21 protein-coding genes are annotated in these 21,142 nt (G+C 59.9%); 8 read left to right on the forward strand and 13 right to left on the reverse strand.

Features of this window, described 5'->3' with window-relative positions; all coding sequences use genetic code 11:
• Positions 1 to 3 precede the first annotated feature (3 nt).
• Positions 4 to 303, forward strand: coding sequence for a DUF7521 family protein (locus tag ACMGFM_RS01470; RefSeq protein ID WP_436900528.1), 300 nt, complete (start codon positions 4 to 6; stop codon positions 301 to 303).
• Complete coding sequence (locus tag ACMGFM_RS01475) at positions 300 to 575, forward strand: DUF7521 family protein (protein WP_436900529.1); 276 nt, start codon at positions 300 to 302, stop codon at positions 573 to 575. The genes ACMGFM_RS01470 and ACMGFM_RS01475 overlap by 4 nt, the downstream gene beginning before the upstream one ends.
• Positions 576 to 642: 67 nt before the next feature.
• Here the strand turns inward: ACMGFM_RS01475 and nucS are convergent, their stop codons facing one another.
• From nucS to ACMGFM_RS01490, 3 genes are all read right to left on the reverse strand, one after another.
• The gene (nucS, locus tag ACMGFM_RS01480; RefSeq protein WP_436900530.1) at positions 643 to 1,374 is read right to left on the reverse strand and encodes an endonuclease NucS; all 732 of its coding nucleotides are present in this window, start codon (positions 1,372 to 1,374) and stop codon (positions 643 to 645) included.
• Positions 1,375 to 1,421: 47 nt separating this feature from the next.
• Positions 1,422 to 1,931, reverse strand: coding sequence for a hypothetical protein (locus ACMGFM_RS01485; RefSeq protein ID WP_436900531.1), 510 nt, complete (start codon positions 1,929 to 1,931; stop codon positions 1,422 to 1,424).
• A gap of 61 nt (positions 1,932 to 1,992) precedes the next feature.
• Positions 1,993 to 2,163 carry a DUF7535 family protein gene (locus ACMGFM_RS01490; protein ID WP_495849252.1) on the reverse strand — a complete coding sequence of 57 codons (171 nt, stop codon included), beginning with the start codon at positions 2,161 to 2,163 and terminating at the stop codon, positions 1,993 to 1,995.
• Positions 2,164 to 2,255: 92 nt separating this feature from the next.
• Here ACMGFM_RS01490 and ACMGFM_RS01495 point away from each other — a divergent pair, with 92 nt between their 5' ends.
• Genes ACMGFM_RS01495 through ACMGFM_RS01505 form a run of 3 tightly spaced genes read left to right on the forward strand, consistent with a single transcriptional unit; the run spans position 2,256 to position 5,105 of the window.
• Complete coding sequence (locus ACMGFM_RS01495) at positions 2,256 to 4,265, forward strand: restriction endonuclease (protein ID WP_436900533.1); 2,010 nt, start codon at positions 2,256 to 2,258, stop codon at positions 4,263 to 4,265.
• A 44-nt stretch (positions 4,266 to 4,309) separates the two neighbouring features.
• The gene (locus tag ACMGFM_RS01500; RefSeq protein ID WP_436900534.1) at positions 4,310 to 4,888 is read left to right on the forward strand and encodes a DUF7090 family protein; all 579 of its coding nucleotides are present in this window, start codon (positions 4,310 to 4,312) and stop codon (positions 4,886 to 4,888) included.
• 58 nt (positions 4,889 to 4,946) lie between these two features.
• Complete coding sequence (locus ACMGFM_RS01505; RefSeq protein WP_436900536.1) at positions 4,947 to 5,105, forward strand: DUF7563 family protein; 159 nt, start codon at positions 4,947 to 4,949, stop codon at positions 5,103 to 5,105.
• A gap of 114 nt (positions 5,106 to 5,219) precedes the next feature.
• Here ACMGFM_RS01505 and glmM read toward each other — a convergent pair whose 3' ends face one another.
• The 5 genes from glmM to ACMGFM_RS01530 all read right to left on the reverse strand — a co-directional run bounded on the left by glmM (position 5,220) and on the right by ACMGFM_RS01530 (position 14,305).
• Positions 5,220 to 6,530, reverse strand: coding sequence for a phosphoglucosamine mutase (gene glmM / locus ACMGFM_RS01510; protein ID WP_436900537.1), 1,311 nt, complete (start codon positions 6,528 to 6,530; stop codon positions 5,220 to 5,222).
• Positions 6,531 to 6,578: 48 nt separating this feature from the next.
• Positions 6,579 to 7,787 carry a Fe-S cluster assembly protein SufD gene (gene sufD, locus ACMGFM_RS01515; protein WP_436900539.1) on the reverse strand — a complete coding sequence of 403 codons (1,209 nt, stop codon included), beginning with the start codon at positions 7,785 to 7,787 and terminating at the stop codon, positions 6,579 to 6,581.
• Positions 7,788 to 7,803: 16 nt separating this feature from the next.
• Positions 7,804 to 9,234, reverse strand: coding sequence for a Fe-S cluster assembly protein SufB (gene sufB, locus ACMGFM_RS01520; RefSeq protein ID WP_436900540.1), 1,431 nt, complete (start codon positions 9,232 to 9,234; stop codon positions 7,804 to 7,806).
• 9 nt (positions 9,235 to 9,243) lie between these two features.
• Positions 9,244 to 10,167: an ABC transporter ATP-binding protein gene (locus tag ACMGFM_RS01525; protein ID WP_436900542.1), complete on the reverse strand. Its 924-nt coding sequence runs from the start codon at positions 10,165 to 10,167 to the stop codon at positions 9,244 to 9,246.
• Positions 10,168 to 10,423: 256 nt separating this feature from the next.
• Entirely contained in the window at positions 10,424 to 14,305 is a 3,882-nt protein-coding gene (locus ACMGFM_RS01530) for a DNA polymerase domain-containing protein (protein WP_436900543.1), read from the reverse strand.
• An 83-nt stretch (positions 14,306 to 14,388) separates the two neighbouring features.
• Between ACMGFM_RS01530 and ACMGFM_RS01535 the strand changes: the two genes are divergently transcribed.
• Both ACMGFM_RS01535 and ACMGFM_RS01540 read left to right on the forward strand, forming a co-directional pair.
• Positions 14,389 to 14,961 (forward strand): magnesium transporter, encoded by a 573-nt coding sequence (locus ACMGFM_RS01535; protein ID WP_436900545.1) that lies wholly within the window; start codon positions 14,389 to 14,391, stop codon positions 14,959 to 14,961.
• Entirely contained in the window at positions 14,961 to 15,536 is a 576-nt protein-coding gene (locus ACMGFM_RS01540; protein ID WP_436900547.1) for a magnesium transporter, read from the forward strand. The genes ACMGFM_RS01535 and ACMGFM_RS01540 overlap by 1 nt, the downstream gene beginning before the upstream one ends.
• On the opposite strand, the gene ACMGFM_RS01545 is transcribed toward ACMGFM_RS01540, so the two are convergent.
• From ACMGFM_RS01545 to ACMGFM_RS01560, 4 genes are read right to left on the reverse strand one after another with little or no spacing between them, the layout of a single operon-like run.
• Complete coding sequence (locus ACMGFM_RS01545; RefSeq protein WP_436900550.1) at positions 15,533 to 16,732, reverse strand: potassium channel family protein; 1,200 nt, start codon at positions 16,730 to 16,732, stop codon at positions 15,533 to 15,535. The genes ACMGFM_RS01540 and ACMGFM_RS01545 overlap by 4 nt on opposite strands.
• Positions 16,733 to 16,775: 43 nt before the next feature.
• Entirely contained in the window at positions 16,776 to 17,225 is a 450-nt protein-coding gene (locus ACMGFM_RS01550; protein ID WP_436900551.1) for a DUF5799 family protein, read from the reverse strand.
• A 42-nt stretch (positions 17,226 to 17,267) separates the two neighbouring features.
• On the reverse strand, positions 17,268 to 17,666 hold the full coding sequence (locus ACMGFM_RS01555; RefSeq protein WP_436900552.1) for an OsmC family protein: 399 nt from the start codon (positions 17,664 to 17,666) through the stop codon (positions 17,268 to 17,270).
• Positions 17,667 to 17,717: 51 nt separating this feature from the next.
• Entirely contained in the window at positions 17,718 to 18,434 is a 717-nt protein-coding gene (locus ACMGFM_RS01560; protein WP_436900553.1) for a metal-dependent hydrolase, read from the reverse strand.
• Positions 18,435 to 18,557: 123 nt separating this feature from the next.
• Here ACMGFM_RS01560 and ACMGFM_RS01565 point away from each other — a divergent pair, with 123 nt between their 5' ends.
• Entirely contained in the window at positions 18,558 to 19,682 is a 1,125-nt protein-coding gene (locus tag ACMGFM_RS01565; protein WP_436900554.1) for a S1C family serine protease, read from the forward strand.
• Positions 19,683 to 19,684: 2 nt separating this feature from the next.
• Here the strand turns inward: ACMGFM_RS01565 and ACMGFM_RS01570 are convergent, their stop codons facing one another.
• On the reverse strand, positions 19,685 to 21,097 hold the full coding sequence (locus tag ACMGFM_RS01570) for a PAS domain-containing protein (RefSeq protein WP_436900555.1): 1,413 nt from the start codon (positions 21,095 to 21,097) through the stop codon (positions 19,685 to 19,687).
• Positions 21,098 to 21,142: the final 45 nt, after the last annotated feature.

Raw genomic sequence — 21,142 nt, forward strand, 5'->3', positions numbered from 1 at the left:
ACCATGCACATCGAACTCGTAATCGCGAAGCTCGTCACGGTCGGATTAGGACTGTTGATAACGTACCAGGCGTACAAGGGATATCGAACGTACGGGAGCGAGCCGATGCTCTACGTCGCTGTTGGCTTCCTGTTCATCAGCGTCGGGTCCGTCATCGAGGGGGTTCTCTTCGATGTCGTCGGCTTGTCGATATTCCTGTCGGGGACCATCCAGACTGCTATCGTCGCGGTCGGGATGCTCGTCATTCTGTACTCCCTGTACGGCCAAATCCCACAGCAGGGGACGGGGGACGAGGGCCGATGACCGCACACTGGGAGCTCGCGCTCATTCTCGTTCGTATCCTCTTGCTCGTGATGGGGCTCGCGACGACAGCAATCAGCGCTCGGGCCTACCGCCGAGAGAAAACTCGATATCTCCGTGACGCGACGATTGGCTTCGGATTCATCACGCTCGGTGTCCTCATCGAAGGAGTGCTGTACCAGCTTACCAGATTGACGCTCACGCAGGTCCACATCGCAGAATCTGTGGCGCTTGTCGTCGGTCTGGGTGTGCTTCTCCGTTCGTTTATCGAGTAGCTGGGCCGTCGGCGTTCGATTGTGGCGGTGTCCTCGAACGACACTGTCTCTACGCTCCTGAATTCCTTCACTCCGGGTCCGGAGATAGCGAAACGAACTCCAACCCACGTCGGTCGAGCAATTCCTGTGCTCTGTCTGTCACTGACGGTGCGACGAGAATTCCTCTCACTGTGCGCTCTGCGTGGAGTTCCGACCCGAGTGCCTCCACGTATCGGTTGAGTTGGCTCACAGCGTCCGGTCCGACACGGCGACGCTTCAGTTCGACCACCACGGCACTGTCGTCGCTGTCAGTTCCGTAGATATCGACCGCACCCGCCGACGTGTCTCGTTCGGTCGCCCGTGGCTCGAAGCCCGGTTCGAGGAGGTCGGGGCTGTCGAGAATCCGCTCGCGCAGGTCCTCTTCGGTACCAGTGACGGTCACGTCGCGCTCGCCGCTGCCGTCGTAGGTGACAATCTGGTCGACCGTCTCGAACACCACCAGCAACTGCTCTTCTGGATTCGAGCGGACACTCTCGACGTGGAGGCGGTCCTCGACGATGTAGCCGTCGTGGGTACAGCCCGGCGGTTGCCAGTTGACCGGTTTCTGGCCGCTGTCGGTGTGGACCAGCACCGTCCCGTCGGGTTTGAGGACGACCAGTCGGTTACCCCAGTCCAGCGAACTCGCCGCACGGCCGTCGTATTCGACGCGACAGCGGCCGAACATCGTCGTGAGGCGCTCGGCCTGGATACCGGCTTCGAGTACCTCCAGCGCCGCCGCCGCCGTCGGCGCTGTTTTGGCCTGTAATCCCTGCTCAGTCACAGCTACTCTTCCGGCGTGAACCGATATGTGACTGGCGATTCTGGCGCTCACGTCTCCGGGTCGCCGAGCAGGTGTCGCGCACTCGTAGAGACGTGTTCGATTCGCGCTCGAAAACGAGCCAGCAGTCGCTTCTGTGCTGTCGTCGCGTCGATGTTCCCACACTCGATTGCCTCCCCGAAATGGGCCTTCTCGAACCGGAGTCGACGGCGAAGTCGGTTGTACTCTCTGACTGAATCCACTCGGAGGAGGACGCCACAGTTGGCTGGCGTCCTGTCATGCTTACCCGCTGGGACGCCTGTCCAGACCGGGAGGTATGCTGTGACCTCTGGACCAGCGCACTCGACGCAGAGGTCGAGCGTCAGATACGAGAGGTCATCGAGGAGGTCTTCGCAGTGCCATCGGCTACACGTGGTCCAGGTGTCGTCCCGTAGCAATTTGGCGATGGCGTCTCCCTCGCTTACGGCCCGGAGCAGGCGTTCGGTATCGGCGAACTGTGACCGGAAGCACTCGTAGCGACCGTCTCGGTGGCGCTTCGCCAGCAAGACGCGTTCGCTCACGGACGCCCTCCGTCGAAACTCATGGGCCGCCTGGTCGGCCCTTCACAGAAAAAGCCGTGGGTTATCTCGGTCGCTGTCCGGCTCCGAACAGCCGCAGTACACCGATAACGATCAGAGCAAAGGGGAGAATTGGCAAGAAGAGCAGTCCAATCGTAATCGCAATCACCCAGCCGATTACGCTCATCCCGCCCTTGCTGCCGTACTCGCGTTGGGGGGTCACGGTGTCAGTCATAGCTGTCAGTACTCCGGCCGGTCCAAAGAGCGTGTCGACTCGTTTGCCGAAGTATTTACTGTGCCCCACGGAGAAGAGTAGCCAAACCGGGTATGGGTACGATAATCGACCTCACCGACGGACAGGACCACGACGTGTTACACACGACAGCAGCGGACGGGCTGTTCGGCGGCACGTATCTCGACGGCCAGCCCCTCGAGACGTACCTCGAACCGGACGAACAGCCCGCCTACGTCCTCCAGAACAAGAAATCGGGCCTCGAAATCGACGGCCAATCCAGCCGAACGCTCAAACCCGAGGGTGACTTTCAGGCATTTGCCCTCGTAACTGACCTCCGCGTCCTCTTTGTCGTCGGACAGGCGGGCGGTGACGAGTCGCTTTCGCTCGCTCTCGAAGATATCGTCGAAACGACTGCCGACAGCGGCATCCGGACGAGCACGCTCACAATCGAGACGCTCGAGGGCGAGCAATGGTCGTTCCCGTGTTCGGACGACCCGACGGCTGTCGCGACCCATATCGAAAATTCGGCACAGGTGTGGGCCAACGCCGCCCGGTTACTCGACGACGTCGAGGCGGCGCTGGGCAGCGCGGGAGACCGACTCAGCCAGGGGGAACTCGAGACCGCTCGTGAGGGTATTGACGGCCTACAAGAAACTATCGAGACTGCGACAACCAGAATTCAGGAAGTCGGTCCCGCCGCCCACGCCCAGATTGCAGACCGCGCGGCGGAGTTACGCTCCTGGCTCACTGCGCTTGAACGGCAACTGATCGCCAGTGACGGGGCTCGCGCTCACGCTCGCGCTCACGAGGCGTGGCAGGCAAGCGAGTACGAGTCAGCCGCGACGTCGTACGACCGAGCAATCAAACACTACCAGACGGCGCTCGATGTCGAGGGCTCGACACCAACGTCAGAGACGCTCTGGAGTCGGCTCCGGGCCGGGGCTGCCGAGCGCGAACTGCTCAGGGTCGGGCCGCTGGTCGACGCCGACACCGCCCGCAGACGTGCGCTCGCGCTTGCCGACCCAGAGGACGCCGCCGGTGAGTGGGAGCGCGCACTGGACCTGTACCGCGACTTGCTTGGACTCGACTGGGGGAAGACCGAGGATGGATTCGTCGCCAACCACGACCTTATTCGCGAGCAGACGAACGATATCGCCGACGACGCCATCGGCGACCACTACGAGGCGGGGGTCGAGTGGCTCCGGTCGGGCGACAAACTCGCCGTACAAGACAGACAGACACAGGCAACACAGGTCTACGAGCGAGCGACAGAACAGTTCCAGCACGCCCACAACCTCGCCACAGAGATCCGCCCCGACCGCTTGTCGGAGGTCGAAACTGCGATTGCGGCGGCTGAAGACCGTCTCGATGGTACCCGTCCGACAGACACTGTTCCAAACGACCCGATTGCCTTCGAGCCGAGTGAGGACACGGGCGACGAACTCCCCGAAGACGAGAGCCCGGTCGAGGACGGAATCGAGGGCCTCTCGTTTCACGATTCTATGTCGACAGCAGCACAGCGCGACGACTTTTCAGCGGACCCAGACAAGTCGCCGCAGTTCGAGTCCTCGAGCTCAGAGTCAACATCGGTTCTCGACCAGATTCAGGCACAGAAGCGGGCGTCGACAGACACCACCAACGACGCTGACGCCCCAGAGGCTACAGACGCTGACACTGACACAGCAGCCGCCGACATCCCCCTCGAGGAACTCCAAGAACGTCTCGAAGCGCTGGATGGAGAGACACTCCGGGACCTCGTCGCGCGCCTCTGGGACGCGAATGGCTGGACAACCTCCGTTGTCGACGGGGCTGGTGACGCTGTCTACGATGTTGTGGCGATGGCCGAGGAGAGCAACGACCGGGCATTGTTGTGGGTCGTCGAGTCTGGGGCCGGCCCAGTTGACAGGACGGTTCTCGACCAGTGCGAGGCGGCGACGCAGAACAGTTCGCGAACTGACGAAGCAGTCGTCGTTACGACGGCGTCGACGACACCGTCGGCGGAGTCAGCGGCCGAGCAGTCGGGCGTCTCCATTATCGGTCCAGCAGCGCTCGCCCGCCGACTGGACGCGGCGGGACTGGCAGGCACTGTCCCGACGCGGTAATGAGCCCGCAAACTTAAGACGCTACCATTCCCGAGTACTGGTACATGGAGTACACGCTGGCGATCGAAAACACGCCGGAGACGATTCCTGCCGGCACTGGGTTGTTGCTCTTGCACCCGAGCATCGGCGAAACCGACCGAATCGACACGCAGTTTCTCAAGACGGACACCGACCACCTGCTCGTCATCTCGACACGGACGACCGCGCGCGAAGTCGAACAGAAACTCGAACACTACGAGGTTGATGAGGACAGCGCAACGATTCTCGACACGCTCTCGGTCGAGCGGGGATACACCCGCCGCCAGAGCGACCACGTCAAGTACGTCACCACGCCAGAGGACCTCGACGCAATCATCGAAGAGACTCGCAAGTTCCTTGATTCCCGCGAAGGCAAACTACGCGTAAGCCTCGATTCCATCACCGAGATGATCTACTACGCCGACGAAGAGCAGGCCCGCGAGGCGGTCGCCGAGATTCTCGACCTGTTGGACGAATACGACGCTGTTGGGCTGTTCCACCTCGCCCAGGGCGTCCACGACGACGACGTTCGGGACTCGTTCAGCGAGTTGTTCGACGGCGTTATCGACCTCGACGAGTCCGGAACTGTTTCGTCCTCGCTGTGAGGGCACAATTTGGCTGAGCACCAACCATTATTACGACGCGGCCATACTGGTACTCTGTATGCCGGAATGTCAGAACTGCGGTGCGTTTGTGACGGCGGATTACGCACGAGTATTCACACCGAACGGGATCGACAAGCCGCGTGTGTGTCCACAGTGTGAAGACAAAATCCGGGACGGTGCCGATGTGCGCCAGGCCCGGTCCACGCGGCGGGGGTAATAGCGGACCGCTTTCCACGTTTTTGCCTTTTCGACACCTCTGATTGTCAACGTATAGCCACTGTAGGCTTGCCTGTCAACAACCCACTTCTGAGTCGCCCGTGACCCGCTCAGATTAGCTCTCGCGGGCCTTGGCGAGCAATTCCATCGCCAACTCCGCAATCTCGGTTGTGCGGGCCTCAGTGCGCGCCTCGGCAGTCATTCGGATAAGTGACTGCGTCCCGCTGGCTCGGAGCAGGAACCAGCCACCCTCGAGGTCAACGCGAACGCCGTCGAGCGCCGAGACAGACTCGAACCGCTCAGCGACGAGTTCACTGACCGCGTTCATCACCGCTGCTTTTTGGCTGACTTCGACGCTGTTGCGCTCGATAGGATACGTTTCGACTTCGGCCGCACGCGCTGCCAGCGGTCGCTCTGCCGCCATCGCTGCGATTCGACACGCTGCCAGCGGTCCGTCGGGACACAGCGTCTCTGACGGCCAGATCCACGCACCGCTGGGTTCGCCGCCGAAGGCAACGCCCGTCTCGCTGGCTGCCTCCGCCACGTAGACATCGCCGACCGGTGTTCGGCGCGTTTCGATGCCCCCCGCCGCGAAATGGTCTTCGACAGCCAGACTCGTATCGACCGGCACGGCCACAGCCTCGCCCTCAGAGGCAGCCTCGCGGCCGAACAGCGCGAGCAGGACATCACCAGACAGAAACTCACCGTCAGCCGTTACGGCGCGCATTCGGTCGGCGTCACCGTCGTGGGCAATTCCTAAATCGGCGTCGGACGCGCCGACGAGTTCTGACAGCGACTCACAGTTTTTCGATGTCGGCTCGCTCGGTCTGCCGGGAAAGGAGCCGTCTGGCTGTGCGTTCAGCGTCTCTACGTGACAGCCGAGTTCGTCGAGTGCCTCGGCAGTAACCCCGCCTGTGCCATTGCCAACATCCAGGATGACAGACACAGGCTGGTCGAGTGTGACAGCATCGAGCAGCGCGGCCCTGTGGCTGGGCTGATGGTCGACGCGCTGGTGCTTTCCGAACTTGTCCCAGTTGGCCAGCGCCGTCGTTTCTGATTCGATGCGCTCCGTAATCTCTTCCCGGAGTGCGGTGTCGAATGCTTGCCCGCTGGGCTGCCAGAGTTTGATGCCGTTGTCTTCTGGCGGGTTGTGCGACGCCGTCACGGCAATGCCAGCGTCAGCGTCTTCCCAGGCGACCGCCCGCCCGACCGTGGGTGTTGCCGCGACGTCGAGGTCGACGACGTCTGTGCCCGACTCCCGGAGTCCTGCGGTTAGTGCGGCCTGCAGTGTTTCGCCGCTCTCGCGGGGGTCGCGGCCAACGACGACGCGGTCGGTATCGACGCCGAGCGCGCGGCCGACCCGCAGTGCCAGCGCCGCCGTTACCTCCGTGCCGACAGGACCGCGAATCCCGCTGGTTCCAAACATACCTCTCTCTGTTCGCGGCCACCGCAAAAAGAAATCCGGTTCGCCCGCTTAGCGCAGTCGTGCGGCGATCAGCTCTTCCAGATCGTCGCGGAGTTCGTCGACTTCCACCTCTTCGAGCACGGGCACGAAGAAGCCCTCGACGAGCATGTTCGTCGCCTGCTCCTCGCCGATTCCGCGAGAGTTCATGTAGAACAGGTCCTCGAAGTCGACCTGTCCGACCGTGGCCGAGTGGCTGGCCTCGGTGTCGTGGTTGTTGATGATGAGTTTCGGCGAGGCGTCGGCCTCGCTGTCGTCGCTCAACATGAGCGTGTTCTCGCGCTGGTAGGAGTTGGTATCCCACGCCTCTCGACCAACGTCCTGCACACCCTCGTAGACCGAGCGTGCCTCGTCGTCGAGGACACCTCGGGTCACGAGGTCGGCGGTCGTGTGTTCGGCCTCGTGCCAGACTCGACTCGCGATGTCGATGTGCTGGTCGTCGTGGCCGAAGAAGGCGCCGACAATCTTCGACTCGCTGCCGTCGCCCAGCAGTCGGGTCTCGACCGAACTCTTCGTGAGGCGAGTGCCGATGTTGCCTTCGATCCAGTTGACCTGGCCTGCACGGCCGGCGTGGCCGCGCTTGACCTGGTAATTGTAGGTCTCCTCGGAGAGGTTCTGGAGCGTGCCGTACTGGACGTGAGCGTTCTCACCGGCGATTGCCTCGACAACGCCGCTGTAGTACTGTCGTCCCTCCAGTTCCTCGCCGGTGGACTGCCGTTCGAGAATCGTGACGCTCGCGGATTCCTCGGCGATGACGAGCGTGTAGTTGAACAGCGACTGTGAGTTGATCCGCGTGCGGATCTTCACGTCTTCTGCAACGACGCCTTCGGGGACGTAGACGACCGTCCCGGCGCTAAACAGCGCCGTCGACAGTGCCGTCAGGTAGTCCCGTTCGGGGTCGACGACGCTACCGAAGTGCTCTTCGATAAGGTCGCCGTGTTCCGCAACGGCGTCTGCCCACGAGAGCACCTCGACGCCCTCGGCGTCGACGCGGTCTTTCTCTTGGGCCATCTCCAGCGGGTCGATGAACTCCTCGTACTCCAGTGCGTCGAGGTTCGTCCAGTCACGACCCGGCGTCCGGATGACAGCGGGCATGTCCAGCTCTTCGAGCGCGTCGAGCGCGTCGAGGCGTGTTTCCAGCAGCCACTCGGGTTCGCCGAGTGATTCGCTGATCTCTGTTACCTGTTCTTCCGTCAGATTTGCGTGTACCTGCGTACTCATTGTATCCACCTCGGAGTTACCCGAGACTCCCCTCCATTTCGAGTTCGATGAGTCGGTTCATCTCAACCGCATATTCGATGGGCAACTCCTCCGTGAGCGGTTCGATGAAGCCAGCGACAATCATCTGTTTGGCGTCGTCGTCGTCGAGGCCACGCGATTCGAGGTAGAAGACGTCCTCGTCGCCAATCTTCCCAACAGTCGCTTCGTGGGCGACGTCGACTTCGCTCTCCTGGATTTCCATGTACGGCATCGTGTCCGACGTCGAGTCGTTGTCGAACATCAATGCGTCACACTCGACGGAGGTTGAGGCGTTCTCGGCACCGTCTGCGATGTGGACGAGGCCGCGGTAATTGGTGCGGCCGCCGTCCTTGCTGATACTTTTCGACTCGATAGTCGAGGAGGTGTTTGGCGCGTTGTGGTAGACCTTTGCGCCGGTGTCGATGTTCTGTCCCTCGCCAGCCATGGCGATGGTAATGTGGTTGTCCGTCGCACCGGGGCCTTTGAGCACTGTGGATGGGTAGAGCATCGTGGCTTTCGAGCCCATCGAACCGGAGACCCACTCCATGGTGCCGTCGGCTTCACAGATTGCTCGTTTCGTATTCAGGTTGTAGGTATTTTTCGACCAGTTCTGCACCGTGGAGTACTGAACGTGCGCGCCTTCGTTGACGAAGACTTCCACGCCACCACTGTGCAGGTTGAACTCGGAATACTTCGGCGCACTACAGCCTTCGATGTAGTGGACTTCCGAGTTCTCTTCGGCGATGATGAGTGTGTGCTCGAACTGACCCATTCCATCGGAGTTCATCCGGAAGTAGGCCTGAACAGGCATGTCGACGTTCGTGTCTTCTGGCACGTAGACGAAGGAACCCCCGGACCAAATCGCGCCGTGCAGCGCGGCGAACTTGTTGTCGCTCGGCGGCACGGCTTTGGTCATGAAGTGCTCTTTGACGATTTCTTCGTGTTCCTGGACAGCCTTGTCCATGTCACAGAAGATGACGCCTTTCTCTTCCCAGCGTTCCTGCATGTTCTGGTAGACAATTTCGGACTCGTACTGGGCACCAACGCCGGAGAGAGCGTTTTTCTCTGCCTCAGGAATACCCAACTTATCGAAGGTGTCCTGAATCTCTTCAGGCAGGTCTTCCCAGTCGTCGACACCGCCACGGGTCTCGATATCCGGGCGGATGTACGGGACGATTTCGTCGATTTCAATCTCGCTCAGGTCGGGTGCGCCCGGCCAGTCGTCGGGCATCGGCATCTGCTGGAACTGCTCGAGCGCGCGGAGACGCCGTTCGAGCATCCACTCTGGCTCGTCCTTATCCTCGGAGATGACGCGAATCGTCTCCTCGGTGAGCCCCTTTTCGGCCTGGAACGCAGACTTCTCCTCTTTCTTGAATTCGAATCGTTTCTCGGTGTCCGTCTCTTCGAGGTGGTCTTGGTCTGAACTCATAGTTTCACCTTAGGCTGCCTCGTAGACTTCTTCGCGGACCCAGTCGTAGCCCTTGTCTTCCAGCTCTTCTGCGAGCTCTGGCCCACCGCTTTTGGCGACTTTGCCGTCGATCATCACGTGGACGTGGTCTGGCTCGACGTAATCGAGCACGCGCTGGTAGTGCGTAATCTGGAGAATGCCAGCGTTCTGGTCGTCACGAAGCGCGTTAATTCCTTTCGAGACATCCTGCAGTCGGTCGATGTCCAGTCCGGAGTCGATCTCGTCAAGCACCGCAAATTCGGGTTCGAGGATTGCTGCCTGCAGCACCTCGTTTTGCTTTTTCTCTCCGCCGGAGAAGCCAGCGTTGAGATAGCGACTGGCGAATTTCTCGTCCATGTCCAGCAGTTCCATCTTCTCCTGCAGAATCTCCTGGAACTCGGCAACGCCAATCTCGCCCTCTTCGACGTCCCCCTCCATCGGCGACGTATCGTAGCCGGCGGCGTCCTCGTTGGTCGCCTCTTCGGCTTCTTCCTCCGCTTCGTCCTCGTCCTCGAATAGCTCTTCTCGCTCTTCGAGTTTGGCGTTCAGTGCGGTTCGGAGGAAGTTCACCATCGTGACGCCCTCGATTTCCGCGGGATACTGGAAGCCGAGGAAGATACCGAGCGCGGCGCGCTCGTTCGGTTCGAGGTCGAGGAGGTCCCACTCCTTGAGGTCGTCAGTGATATCCTCGTCGAACTCATCGCCGTCGAGTTCGAGCGTCACCGACCCGCCTGTCACTTCGTAGGAGGGGTGTCCGGCGATCACTTTTGCCAGCGTTGATTTCCCGCTGCCGTTCGGGCCCATCAGCGCGTGGATCTCGTTGCTCGCCACTTCGAGGTCGACGCCTTCGAGAATTTGCTCGCCGCCATCCTCTGCCACCTTTGCCTGAAGGTTGTTGATTTTAAGTACTGCCATAGTAATCTTAGGTCATCCGAAAAATGGGGCGACTGACGCATAATAGTTTCGCATTTGCGCGTCCTCGTTTCACTGCTGGGAACTCTGTTTTTGGTTTATCGAGAATATATTTTCTAAAACCTCGAACGTCCTACGTGTGGGCTGTCATTAAATTGTCGGTAGAGCGCCTCTTGGTACTGTTTATGGCAAAATCGGGCAGTAAAAAACCTGCTGTTTGCAACAACACTGTGGCTATCGAACGAAGTAGCCGGTAGTTCTACATATAATCGCCGAGTCCCTTCTGCTCCTGGCCGGATTTGACTTCCTCCCAGGAGACGCCCAGTGCTTCGAGGATACGCTCAATTGGCCCCTTGAGTGTCTTGTCGAGCATCTTCTCCCAGTCAATCTCGAACTCCTCGGGCAACTGGTCAGCATACTCGAAGCAGATGACGTCGGGGTTGCGTTTGAACTCTCCGTACAGCGGGTCGTCGTTGACGTTGATACCCTCTTCCTCCTCGATTCGTTCGAAGAAGTCAGCGTGGACGCGGTCGAGATAGACGCGCTTGGGTTTCGAGCCACGGTTAAAGTTCGTCCCCAGAAGAAGGTTCGCGTACTTGGCTCCCCGGACCTGTGCGGTGTCGGTGTCGTAGTTGTCTAATCGCTTGCCGATGCCGCCGGGAATGCCGATCTCTTCGGGACTGACCTCGCCGGTCTGGAATCCTTCGATTATCTCTGTCACGTAGGATTTGATGGACTCAATATCCTCGCCGGTGACGATTCGGTCGATAACCTCCTTCTGGACCTCCTTCGTAATTGGCGCGATATCTGACCGCTGGTGCTCGAAGCCCGTGATATCGATATCGTCGACATCTTTGCCCTCCTTCCAGACGATGTGACCGGCGTAGCGTTTCTTTTTGCCCGCCTGGAAGAACCGTCTGTAGAGTTTCTCGAACTCGATCTCGAAGCGGTGCTCCTGTGCGTTCAGTTCTTCAAGGGCAAATTCGTCGTAGGAACTGTTAATTACGGCTTCGAGCTCGAACCCTTTCTCGACGGTCGCTGCAATTGTCTGCAGTTCTTCTTCGTCCATCTTGGGATGTTTCGCCCGCATTTCGTCGGTGACCTCTACACCACCCTCGACATCGTCTGGGCCAACTTGTCCAAATTCTAACATGACAGAATCGGTATCCCCGTACACCACCTCGTACCCTTCGTTTTGGACAACTTCGTCGGTATACTCGATGACATCACGACCGGTGGCGGTCACGGCTGCGCCCATCTCTTTGTCGTACAGGCGGAACCGGTCCCATCCAAGAACGCCGTAGAGCGAGTTCGAAACGTTCTGGAATTTGCCATTTCTACCAGCGAGCAAAGTGTTATTATCGGCTACAGTGACACAGTAGACTCCGTCCTCGGCAGTACTTTCCGATCCGTCTCGGTGCATTCGGAACGAATTTTTTCCATTTTCTGCACAGTAGATGCGCCAAACACCGCTGTTAGACCCGTACGATACTGTCAGTCCCAGATGCGTGCACAGTCGCAGTACGTCATCTCTAAGTTGCCTACTCTTGGTGCTATATCGCCAGGAATTTTCTTGTCGGTCTCCGTCGCCATCAATCAGCACCTGAAGGAACTGTTCTTTTTGCTCCTGTGACGATTCAAAGACGAGTTCTGGAATCCGCTTGTTCTCGCTTCCGCTGCCACACAACTCTCGCAGCAGGTCTCCAAGGACACGACTGGAGCATTGTACGTGTCGCTCTGAAGTATAACAGTAGTCTACTATTTGTTCTACGGTATCACGAATCTCTTCTCTTTGCGTCTCATTCTCTTGTGCTATTTTTATACGATGGTTCCCGGTGTCCGCGCGATACACATTTCCTTCGGTAATATACCAAGCCAGTAGTTCTAAGAACTGATCGGCACCAATTTGTCGAGCAACATTTGGCTCTCCATACTGTGCTCCGATTTTCGCGCCGCCATCAGCCACTATCAGCGGAGTCTCAGTGTGTTTCCGTGCTAATTCGCCGAGATCAATCTCGTCGCCGAGACTCCCAGAGTGCGAAAAGTTCCAGTCGTGAGGCATTTCATAGTGGCAGTAATCGTATAACTCTCCCGCTTCGGCGAATTTCCATCCCTCCTCAGTAATACCGTTTCTATCGTTTTTCTTGACGAGCATCCGGTGGTTCGGCGTGACACTGAAATCAATCTTGCTCGTCTGGATGTCGACCAGTTCCCCCCGGTAGTCCGGGTATTCGTGCGTCTCAGTGACTGGCTTGACCTCCATCTCCATCGTCTCCGGGTCGAGCGAGTACACCTCGTCGCCGACCGTTAATTCCCGAATCCCTCGAACGCCATCGGGCGTCAGAACCTCCGTATCCGGAGTGAAGCAGTTCATAATAACCTTGACAGCCGCCTGCTGGCGGTCGTACTGGTCGTATTCTTGCTCTTCGGGGTCGTGCTCGTTTCGCAGCGATTTCTTCTGTTCTCGCTCTTCGAGCAGTTCGTCGACCATCTCCCGAATCGCGCCGTCTGGTTCCTTCCGGAACCGGGTGCCGTTCGGTGCCCGGAATGTCTCGCCGTCGTACTCCTCGGGGTCAACCTTCGTCTCTGGCGATGCGTTAATTGTTACCATGCACATCGGATAGAGGCTCTTTAAGTCTAGTACGCTGACATTTTCTCGAACGCCCGAAATCGGGTCGAAAACCGCTCCACCTTCATAATCCTCAGACTCTTGTTGGCCTTTTGATGGGAGCGCGAACTGGTTGTGGAGTTTGTGGAGGACGTACATGTCCACCGCGTCGCCGGGTGTTGTCGCGTCTTCGATCTTACAGCCGACAAACTGTCGGACCTCGTTCCAGAAGGCGATGATATCCTGGTCACGGTCGAGTTCGACACACAGCTCCACGTCCCGGAGGTTGTACTCTAGCAGGCGCTCGGGGTTGTCCTCCCAGAGGTCGCCGATGTCGCCCGGATACCGCTCTTTCCCGATACCAAGTTCGCGCTGCCCAACGTCTTCGAGACGATAGGAGTCGAGTTCGGTGAATTTCGTCCGCTGGTACGCATACAGCAGGTCGAACATCACCCGCCCCTTCACGTCGGGGCCTTGCCAGTCGCTTCGCCAGACCTCGTTCACCCGCGACAGGCGGTTCATATCAAGGTTGTGGTCAGTGTTGTCTTCGAGGACTTCCAGCCGGTCTAACAGATAGGGTGCGTCGAAATCCGTGAAGTTCCAGCCCGTCGCAAGGTCGGGTTCAGTTTGCTCGAAATAGTCGAGGAAGGCTTCGAGCATCGCTTCCTCCTGCTGGAAACTCCGGATGTCGTAATCGAGCGTGCGGGTCGCGCCGTCGGCCACGTCGATTGGGTCGTAGCCGTCGAGGTCGGCCGGTGCCTGTTCGCCCGTCGGTGGCTCGTACAGCCAGAGAATGTACTCATCGTCGTAGGAGTCGTGGCTTGCGATACAGATGATCGGCTCTTCGCCGTCCTCCGGAAAGCCCGAGCGGTCGTCTACCTCGATGTCGAAGGTGTTGACTCGCGGCCGGGCGTCGACATCGACCGGGTCAACCTCATCGTGGTGGACACGTACTGTCCGGGCGTCGTTTGGCGTCTCGCCCTCGACGTCGCGGGCAGGAATCTCGATCCCGCTGGTGATATCTTTATCAATCAAAAACCGGTTCGGAAAGAGAATGTCGGCCTCGTAGTGGTCGAAGTCGTCGCGCATCTGGCCCACGTCTCGCGGCGTCTGGCCGAAGATTTTGGTCAGTTGCTCCCCGCGAATCGACTCGTAGCCGCCGTCGTCGCCGGCCTCCTGCCAGTCGGTGATTCGCTCGTACTCTTGCAGTCGGCTCTCAGTGACGCTGTCCGATGGTGCGTAGAAGTACGGCTTGAACTCGAAGACCTTGGCGTGGACGAGTTCTTCCTCCGCGGTGCGGCCGAAGACGTGGATGATGGGGTACTCCTCGTCGCCGTACCCTTCGACGGTGTAATCGACCTGCATGACGGCCATTTCGACCGTCTCTTCGACGGGTGCGAAGAGCTGTTCGGTCGTATCGACCTGGGCGGCGTTGGTCGCGCCGCTCGAGCCGGCAATGGCGCGGGCCTCGGCGTCGGGGCGGTCGCCGTCCTCGTCGCCTTGCTGGAAGGCTCCGAGATCGGTTTGGGACATACCGTTTGTATGAGCGTGCCCGGGTAAAAACATCCGCGGTCCAGCCCGCCAGCTTTAACCGAACACTCACCGATGGCAGAGGCATGGACGTTCGTGGGGAAGCGGCGACAATCTACCGCGAGACGTTTCCCATTCTCGTCATCTCTCTCGGGGGCGGCCTCTTCGCCGGCCTCGTTCTCGAAGGGCTTCTCGAAAGTGTTGCGAAGTATCCTGGTCTGCTGGTGATGGTTCCGGTGTTTCTGGCAACGCGGGGTAACGTCTACGGCGCGCTTGGCGGCCGTATCGCGAGTGGACTCCACCAGGGACTAATCGAGCCAGAACTCCAGTACGACGAGCGCCTCGCTAATGCTGCGCTCGCCTCGCTGGTCAACGGCATCGGAATCTCAGTTGTTATCGGCGTGCTCACGTGGCTCGTATTAACGATCTTGCCAAACTGGGAGCCGGCGATGCTCGTTCAACTGGTTGCAATCATGTTCGTCGCAGGTGTACTCACCTCCCTGCTGATGATTGTCGGGATGCTCGTGCTCATCTTTGCAGGCTTCAAACGCGGCTACAACCCCGATAATCTGGTCGGCCCAATTGTGACGACACTGGGCGATATCTTCGGGATGGTCTTTCTGCTGTTCTCGGTCTGGCTTGTCGGGGTGGTGCTCTGATGGTCGGGAGTGGCAGTTCACTCGGCACGTGGCAGTGGTCGCGTATCGTCCGGACGATGTTCCCGATGCTGGCGGTGCTTTCGGTCATCGTCCTCTGGGCGGGCATCACACTCGAAAGCGCGCAGTCGCTGCTCGAGGAGTACGGTATCCTCGCGATCATGGTCCCAACGATGGTCGGGACGGGCGGCAATCTCGGTGCGACGCTGAGTTCGCGACTCTCCACACGATTTCACCTCGGGACGACGACACTCGACCCCCGTGACCGGGTGCTGTGGGCCAACGTGGTTGCCATCCTCGCGCTTGCCGTCTCGATTTTCACCGCGCTCGCGTTCGGTGCCTACCTGCTTGGGTTCGTCATCGGCTCGAAACTGGGGTTGCCGACGCTGTTGCTCATCTCGCTCACCAGCGGCCTCTCCGTGGCTGTTATCGCTATCGTATTTAGCTTCCTCGCCACGTACCTCTCCTATCGGTTCGGAATCGACCCTGACGACACGACCATCCCAATCGTCACGAACGTCGTCGACGTGTTCGGGATGCTCATTTTCATCGGCGTCGCGGGGTTCGTGCTCAGTTAGGTCGCCTCCAAGAGACGCTCGGTGGCGTTCCACGTGCCACGGACGAGCAACACATCACCGCTATCGACTGACTGCTCGGCCTCGGGATAGAACACCCACTCGCCGTCGGCGTCGTGGATTGCGATGATCGAAACACCCGGCGTCTCGTCGCGGATACTGTCAACAGTTCGGTCCGCAAGTGGGCTCTCAGCGCCAATCTCTGCCCGACGGACTGCCACGTCGCTTTCCTTGACTGACTGAGCGATAACCGGATGGGTGTCGATATCGCGGAGAATGCCTTCGGTAATCTCCAGCGCAGCGTCGCTGATCGTCTCGCTGCTGTTTGCCAGCCTGAGCAGGCCACGCAGCGCAACCGGGTCCTCGACGTCCTGTGCGGCCCGTAACGCCCACGCTTCGAGGCGGGAGTGAAGGCCATCGACCTCGACTTCTAAGGAGTTAACCTCCTCAGCCAGTTCCTCGTCGTCGAACAGCACGCTCGCGTACGCGAGGTCGACAGCGAGTTCGCTGACGTTTTTCATCAGCACGATGGTATCGACAGCGCGTTCGAGGTCTGCCAGGTCCGTCTCTACCGTCTCGGGTGGCTCGTAGGCCGTCCCGGTGACGTGCTCGTAGACCGTCGCAACACCCGACTCGCTGCCCCGGAGCAGGAGACTGTCGCCGACAGAGAGCTGTGAGTCCCAGTCGGGGTCGAGATTCCAGCCGCCATCAGCCCTGATTCCGATGACGCGCACGCCGGTTTCGGTTTCGAGGTCGATTTCACCCAGCGTTCGTCCGGCATACGCTGACTCCTCGGCCATCGTGGCCTGTTCGAGCACTTCGATTGCCTCTGGGAGCGCCGTCTGAATCGCACCCGGGAGTGGCTCCTCACCGAGCACGATTCCCGCAATGTCGCCGGCAGCGTCGCTAATTTTCTCGCCAGCGCCGATAATCCCCAGCACCGGCGCGAGTTGGCGGGCGTCGTCGGGATTGCGCGCGGCCATCAGTGTGTTCATGCGAGCCTGCAACTGCAGGAGGTCCATCTCTCGTTCGAGTTCGAGCACCTCCTCAGCGAGGTTCTCGTTGTTGTACAACAGCGCGGAGTACGCCAGATCAACAATCAGCTCCGAGCTGTCTTTCATCGCGCTCAGCAGGTCTTTCACCCCAATCGGCTCGTACGTCACCGTTTCCCCCGCCGCGTCAGCGCCGAAATTGTCCATGCCTGGCCGTACTCGACACTCCGGTTTGGGTCTATCGCTCCGCTCAGGCGTCGGCGGCCGCCGCACAGACAGACTTCCATCGGCCCTCCTCTTCGAGGGACTGCTGGAGTTCGCTCGCGTACTCCTCGACCAGTGCTGTCGCGGCCGCGAGTTCGTCCTTGTCGACGCTTGCGCCGTTGGAGTCAGAGTCATCGAACCCGAGCACGCTCTTCAGGGAGTCGACCACACCGCCGCTATCGTCGTGGCTGCCGTCGGGTCGGGCCATCCCCTGTGGGATGTTGTCCAGTTCGGGCATAATCTGTTCGAGATTCTCCGTGTTTGCGACCATCTCTGCCTGCTCGGGGTCGTCGGGACTCTCGATGTCGAACTCGATAGCGGTCATAATCAGTCCCCACTCCTGGTTCGAGAACTGCGAGTCGAGCACTCGCTGGTTGAACTCCTGGTCGACGCGCATTCGGGCACCGGCTAGTTTGTCTCGCCACCCATTGCTCATACTGGCTGTTGGGGCAAACCGCTAAAATGGGTTCCGACTGACTCAGAAGTCGACTTCGTCTTCGACGCTGATGTCGGCGTGGAGTTCCTCTCGTAGCGCCGCGTGGACGTGACAGATCTCTTCCGCTCGCTGGACGACATCGTTCACGGAGTCGCCAAGGAGGCCTTCGACGTGGATGTCGAAGGAGACGTACTCGAGGTCGTCGTCTTCGTCCAGGTCAGCTCCGACGTCGACTTCGATCTGTCCGAGGTCGTCGAGTCCTTCTTTGTTCGCGCCGACGCGGAAGGCCGGAATGAAACAGGACGCGTACGTCGCCGCAAGCGACTGGTTCGGGCTCGGGCCCTGCTCTTCCGTCGCGTCGATACCGAGTTCCCACTCGCCGATGAGATTGGTCGTTGCGTATCCTTCTTCGCTAATGCTGGTTACTTCGATGTCTGGCATGTCACCTACTACGACGGCCTCGCTGAAAACAGTATGTATCGAGGCGAGTGTTCAGTACTCGAAGCTTTCGTCGCCGTCGAGCACGACCGCTTCGGTCCCCGGCGCGTTGCCGTTGACCGCTCGGACAAAGTCGTCGGTGTCGATTTCGATTGGCGGGAACGAGTCGTAGTGCATCGGCAGCGCGTACTCGACATCGACCCAGTCGGCAGCGATGCCGGCCTGCAGCGGCCCCATCGTGAAGTGGTCTCCCGCAGGCAGTGCCGCCACGTCGGGTTCGAGATAGGAGCCAATGACATCTTTCATCTCGGACATCAGCGCGGTATCGCCAGCGTGGTAGAACGTCTCTGACTGTTCGTCGGCGACTTTCGTCGGGTTCGTATCTGAGATGACGAACCCGGCAGGCATTCCACCGCTGTTCTCGTAGCCGGTGTCGAGGCCGTTCGTGTGGTCGGCCCGGACCATCGTCACGAACGCGTCGCCGAGTTCGATGGTGCCGCCCATGTTGAAGCCGACGGTGTTGTCCTCGTCGATCCCGTACTCGTCGACGACGTAGCCGGCCAATTCCGGCGTTGTCGCCACCGTGGCGTCCCCGAACTCGCCGACGTGTGCGATGTGGTCGGCGTGGCCGTGAGTCAGGAGGACGTGGTCTGGGTCGAGGTCCGACGGCGAGGTGTCAGTCTTCGGATTGTCGAAAAATGGGTCGATGAGCAACGATGTTTCCCCGAGTTCGACGCCCCATGTCGAGTGACCGTACCAAGTGAGTTCCATTGCATGTGGTATATCGCCTACGAGACACTTATACGTGGGCCAACCGGCGAACCTGTGCTGTTCCCGTTCGGTGGTCTCACACGTCCACCGGGCCTTTATTTTCGTCCCGACCCAACGATAGGTATGTCCGACAAGCGGCACTCACGACGTGCGTTTCTGACGGCGTCCGGGTTCGCCCTCTCCTCGCTGCTGGCTGGCTGTACGTTAAATCCACCACAGGCCAGTCCTGTCGAGGAGAGGACGGGCTTTCCCGAGGACCCGGCCGCCCCCGAAACAAGCGAAGAGTTCCCCGCAAACTCACGGCTCGGTGAAGTGTATCAGGAGACTATCGACTCCGTGGCGGCCGTCCAGGCAGCAAGCACTGACGGGGTCTCCGGCGGCACAGCCTGGGTTTACGACGACTCCTATCTCGTCACGAACAACCACGTCGTTCGTGGTGCAACCGACTATTTCCTGCGGTTTCGCGAGTCTGGCTGGCTGGAAGCTGACCTCGTCGGCTCGGATGTCCACAGCGACCTCGCCGTACTGGAAGCGAGCACGCTCCCCGACTCGGCGACAGCGCTCGACCTTGCTGAACAGTCCTACCCGGTCGGCACGCAGGTCGCAGCACTGGGTAATCCATTTGGACTCTCTGGGTCGTTCACGACGGGAATCATCAGCGGACGGAACCGGACCATCGCCATTCCAAACAGTCCGTTCTCGACGCCAGACGGCATTCAGACAGACGCTGCGGTCAACCCCGGCAACAGCGGCGGGCCGCTGATTACGCTGGATGGCGTGGTCGTCGGCGTCGTCAACGCGACGCAGGGTGACAACGTTGGCTTTGCCATCTCGGCGGCGTTGACTGAGCGAGTGATTCCAGCCCTCATCGAGACAGGCAGCTACGACCACTCCTATCTGGGCATCGGCCTGTCGGACGTCTCGCCGGCTGTCATCGAGGCCAACGACTTCGGCGATTACACGTTCGGTGTCTACGTGAATCAGGTCCTTCCGAGTGGGCCAAGTAACGGGAGCTTGCGGGGGTCACAGACAACGACCACGATCCGCGGGCGAGAGGTGGGCGTCGGCGGTGACCTTATCGTCCGGATGGGCGATTGGACGATTCAGAACCGGGAGCGATTGTCAGCATATCTGGCCCTGGAAACCACACCCGGCGATACCATCGATATTGAGGTTATCCGCGACGGCGCGCCCAGGACTGTCAAGGTAACTCTTGGAACACGTCCGCCGATCAACGGGCAAGGATAGACTCAGTTCAGTTCTGGACCCAGCCGAGGCAGTTCGACGTTGACTGTGGTCTGGCCGTTCTGCTCTGCTGCCGCCAGTTGGCCGCCAAGTTCGCTCGCCAGAATTTCGGCGTGCGCGAGATTCATCCGACTGCCGTGCAGCAGTGCTGCGGATTCGTCCCGCTGGAGGAATCCACGTTCGCCCTCAGTTAGTTCCTCACGCTCGCTGGTGACGGAGATGACAATCCGGCGTTCGACCGCAACGTCAACCTCGACGACAGGTGTTTCGCTGTCAGCGTTCTCAACGGCGTGGTCGACGAGCTGTTCGACGATTCGTCGCGCGATATCTGGTACCGGCACGGGCGGAATGTCGTCAGTTAGTTGGACTGACGCTCCGTCGTGTTGTTCCCCAACTCGTTCGTCAACGCTGGCAAGGAGCGCGTCGAGTGCGACCGGTGCAGGTGATTCGACGCGACGAAGGTCGCTGTTGATCCGCTCGGCCTGGTCGCTGAGTTGGATCAGTTCCTCGGTTGCGTCGATCAGTCGGCCCGAGAAATCTGGCTGGTCACTCGCCTCGTCGTCGACTACTTCCTCGCCCACCGCGTAGATGACGTTCAGTTTGTTCCGCAGCGTGTGCCGCATAATTCGGTGGAGAACGCCGAGGTGCTGTTCTCGCTGTTTCAGTTCGGTGACGTCGATCGCGGAGACAATTATCGAACTCACCTCACCGCCCTCGGTGAGCGGGTGGGCATACAGCTCTACCTCGACGAGTGAGCCATCTCGTCCCTGATGGGTCGTCTCTAACCCGACGATACGCTCGCCGTCGAGCACTCGCTCCATGAACGTCTCTCGTGTCTCAGCGTCGGTGAACAGTGGATACTGCTCGTCGGTCACGGTTGCGCTCTCCCAGCCAAACGTCGTGGACGCCGCGCGGTTCCAGCGCTCGATGGTTCCGTCGGCGTCGAGCAACATCATCGGAACCGGTGAGGCCTCGAAGAGTGCCTCCAGTCGGGCAATCGTCGCCCGGAGCGTCTGTTCGCGCTCGATCTGTTCGGTAATCTCTCGGCACTGACAGAACAGAAAGGAGTCGCCGCCATCGTAAATTCGCTCGACGGTAATTTCTACTGGCCGCCGTTCGCCTGCCAGCGTCTCGATTCTGATCGGTGCGCCGTCCTCGAACCGGTCGAGGCGTCCATCGGTCGTCGTTTCGAGCAGTCCGAGAAACGCCTCGCGGTCGGTCGCCGGACAGCACTCCGCCCACTGCGTCCCGACAAGCGCGTTGGGTCGGCAATCGAACAGCTCCCCGGCTGCGTCGTTGACCGCCGTTATCTGGTGGCTCTCGTCGAGAAGCAACACTGGGTCGGGGATACTCTCGAGAATCGTCTCCAGCGGCACATAGGCGGTTGCAGTTTTGCCCCCCGTGTGCCGGTCTTCCATCGCCAACAAATTTCTGTGCGTCGTACTTAACTTATTCCTGCGAAT

It is taken from the genome of Halovenus halobia (assembly GCF_051414135.1).
Lineage (GTDB): Archaea > Halobacteriota > Halobacteria > Halobacteriales > Haloarculaceae > Halovenus > Halovenus halobia.

Excerpts from the sequence above, each read along its gene's own strand:
- ACMGFM_RS01530 (WP_436900543.1), bottom strand. The coding sequence starts at position 14,305 with ATGTCCCAAACCGATCTCGGAGCCTTCCAGCAAGGCGACGAGGACGGC.
- ACMGFM_RS01565 (WP_436900554.1), top strand. The coding sequence starts at position 18,558 with ATGTCCGACAAGCGGCACTCACGACGTGCGTTTCTGACGGCGTCCGGG.
- ACMGFM_RS01495 (WP_436900533.1), top strand. The coding sequence starts at position 2,256 with ATGGGTACGATAATCGACCTCACCGACGGACAGGACCACGACGTGTTA.
- sufD (WP_436900539.1), bottom strand. The coding sequence starts at position 7,787 with ATGAGTACGCAGGTACACGCAAATCTGACGGAAGAACAGGTAACAGAG.
- ACMGFM_RS01535 (WP_436900545.1), top strand. The coding sequence starts at position 14,389 with ATGGACGTTCGTGGGGAAGCGGCGACAATCTACCGCGAGACGTTTCCC.
- glmM (WP_436900537.1), bottom strand. The coding sequence starts at position 6,530 with ATGTTTGGAACCAGCGGGATTCGCGGTCCTGTCGGCACGGAGGTAACG.
- ACMGFM_RS01545 (WP_436900550.1), bottom strand. The coding sequence starts at position 16,732 with ATGGACAATTTCGGCGCTGACGCGGCGGGGGAAACGGTGACGTACGAG.
- ACMGFM_RS01540 (WP_436900547.1), top strand. The coding sequence starts at position 14,961 with ATGGTCGGGAGTGGCAGTTCACTCGGCACGTGGCAGTGGTCGCGTATC.
- ACMGFM_RS01570 (WP_436900555.1), bottom strand. The coding sequence starts at position 21,097 with ATGGAAGACCGGCACACGGGGGGCAAAACTGCAACCGCCTATGTGCCG.
- ACMGFM_RS01550 (WP_436900551.1), bottom strand. The coding sequence starts at position 17,225 with ATGAGCAATGGGTGGCGAGACAAACTAGCCGGTGCCCGAATGCGCGTC.
- ACMGFM_RS01490 (WP_495849252.1), bottom strand. The coding sequence starts at position 2,163 with ATGACTGACACCGTGACCCCCCAACGCGAGTACGGCAGCAAGGGCGGG.
- ACMGFM_RS01505 (WP_436900536.1), top strand. The coding sequence starts at position 4,947 with ATGCCGGAATGTCAGAACTGCGGTGCGTTTGTGACGGCGGATTACGCA.
- ACMGFM_RS01475 (WP_436900529.1), top strand. The coding sequence starts at position 300 with ATGACCGCACACTGGGAGCTCGCGCTCATTCTCGTTCGTATCCTCTTG.
- ACMGFM_RS01560 (WP_436900553.1), bottom strand. The coding sequence starts at position 18,434 with ATGGAACTCACTTGGTACGGTCACTCGACATGGGGCGTCGAACTCGGG.
- ACMGFM_RS01500 (WP_436900534.1), top strand. The coding sequence starts at position 4,310 with ATGGAGTACACGCTGGCGATCGAAAACACGCCGGAGACGATTCCTGCC.
- ACMGFM_RS01470 (WP_436900528.1), top strand. The coding sequence starts at position 4 with ATGCACATCGAACTCGTAATCGCGAAGCTCGTCACGGTCGGATTAGGA.
- ACMGFM_RS01555 (WP_436900552.1), bottom strand. The coding sequence starts at position 17,666 with ATGCCAGACATCGAAGTAACCAGCATTAGCGAAGAAGGATACGCAACG.
- sufB (WP_436900540.1), bottom strand. The coding sequence starts at position 9,234 with ATGAGTTCAGACCAAGACCACCTCGAAGAGACGGACACCGAGAAACGA.
- ACMGFM_RS01525 (WP_436900542.1), bottom strand. The coding sequence starts at position 10,167 with ATGGCAGTACTTAAAATCAACAACCTTCAGGCAAAGGTGGCAGAGGAT.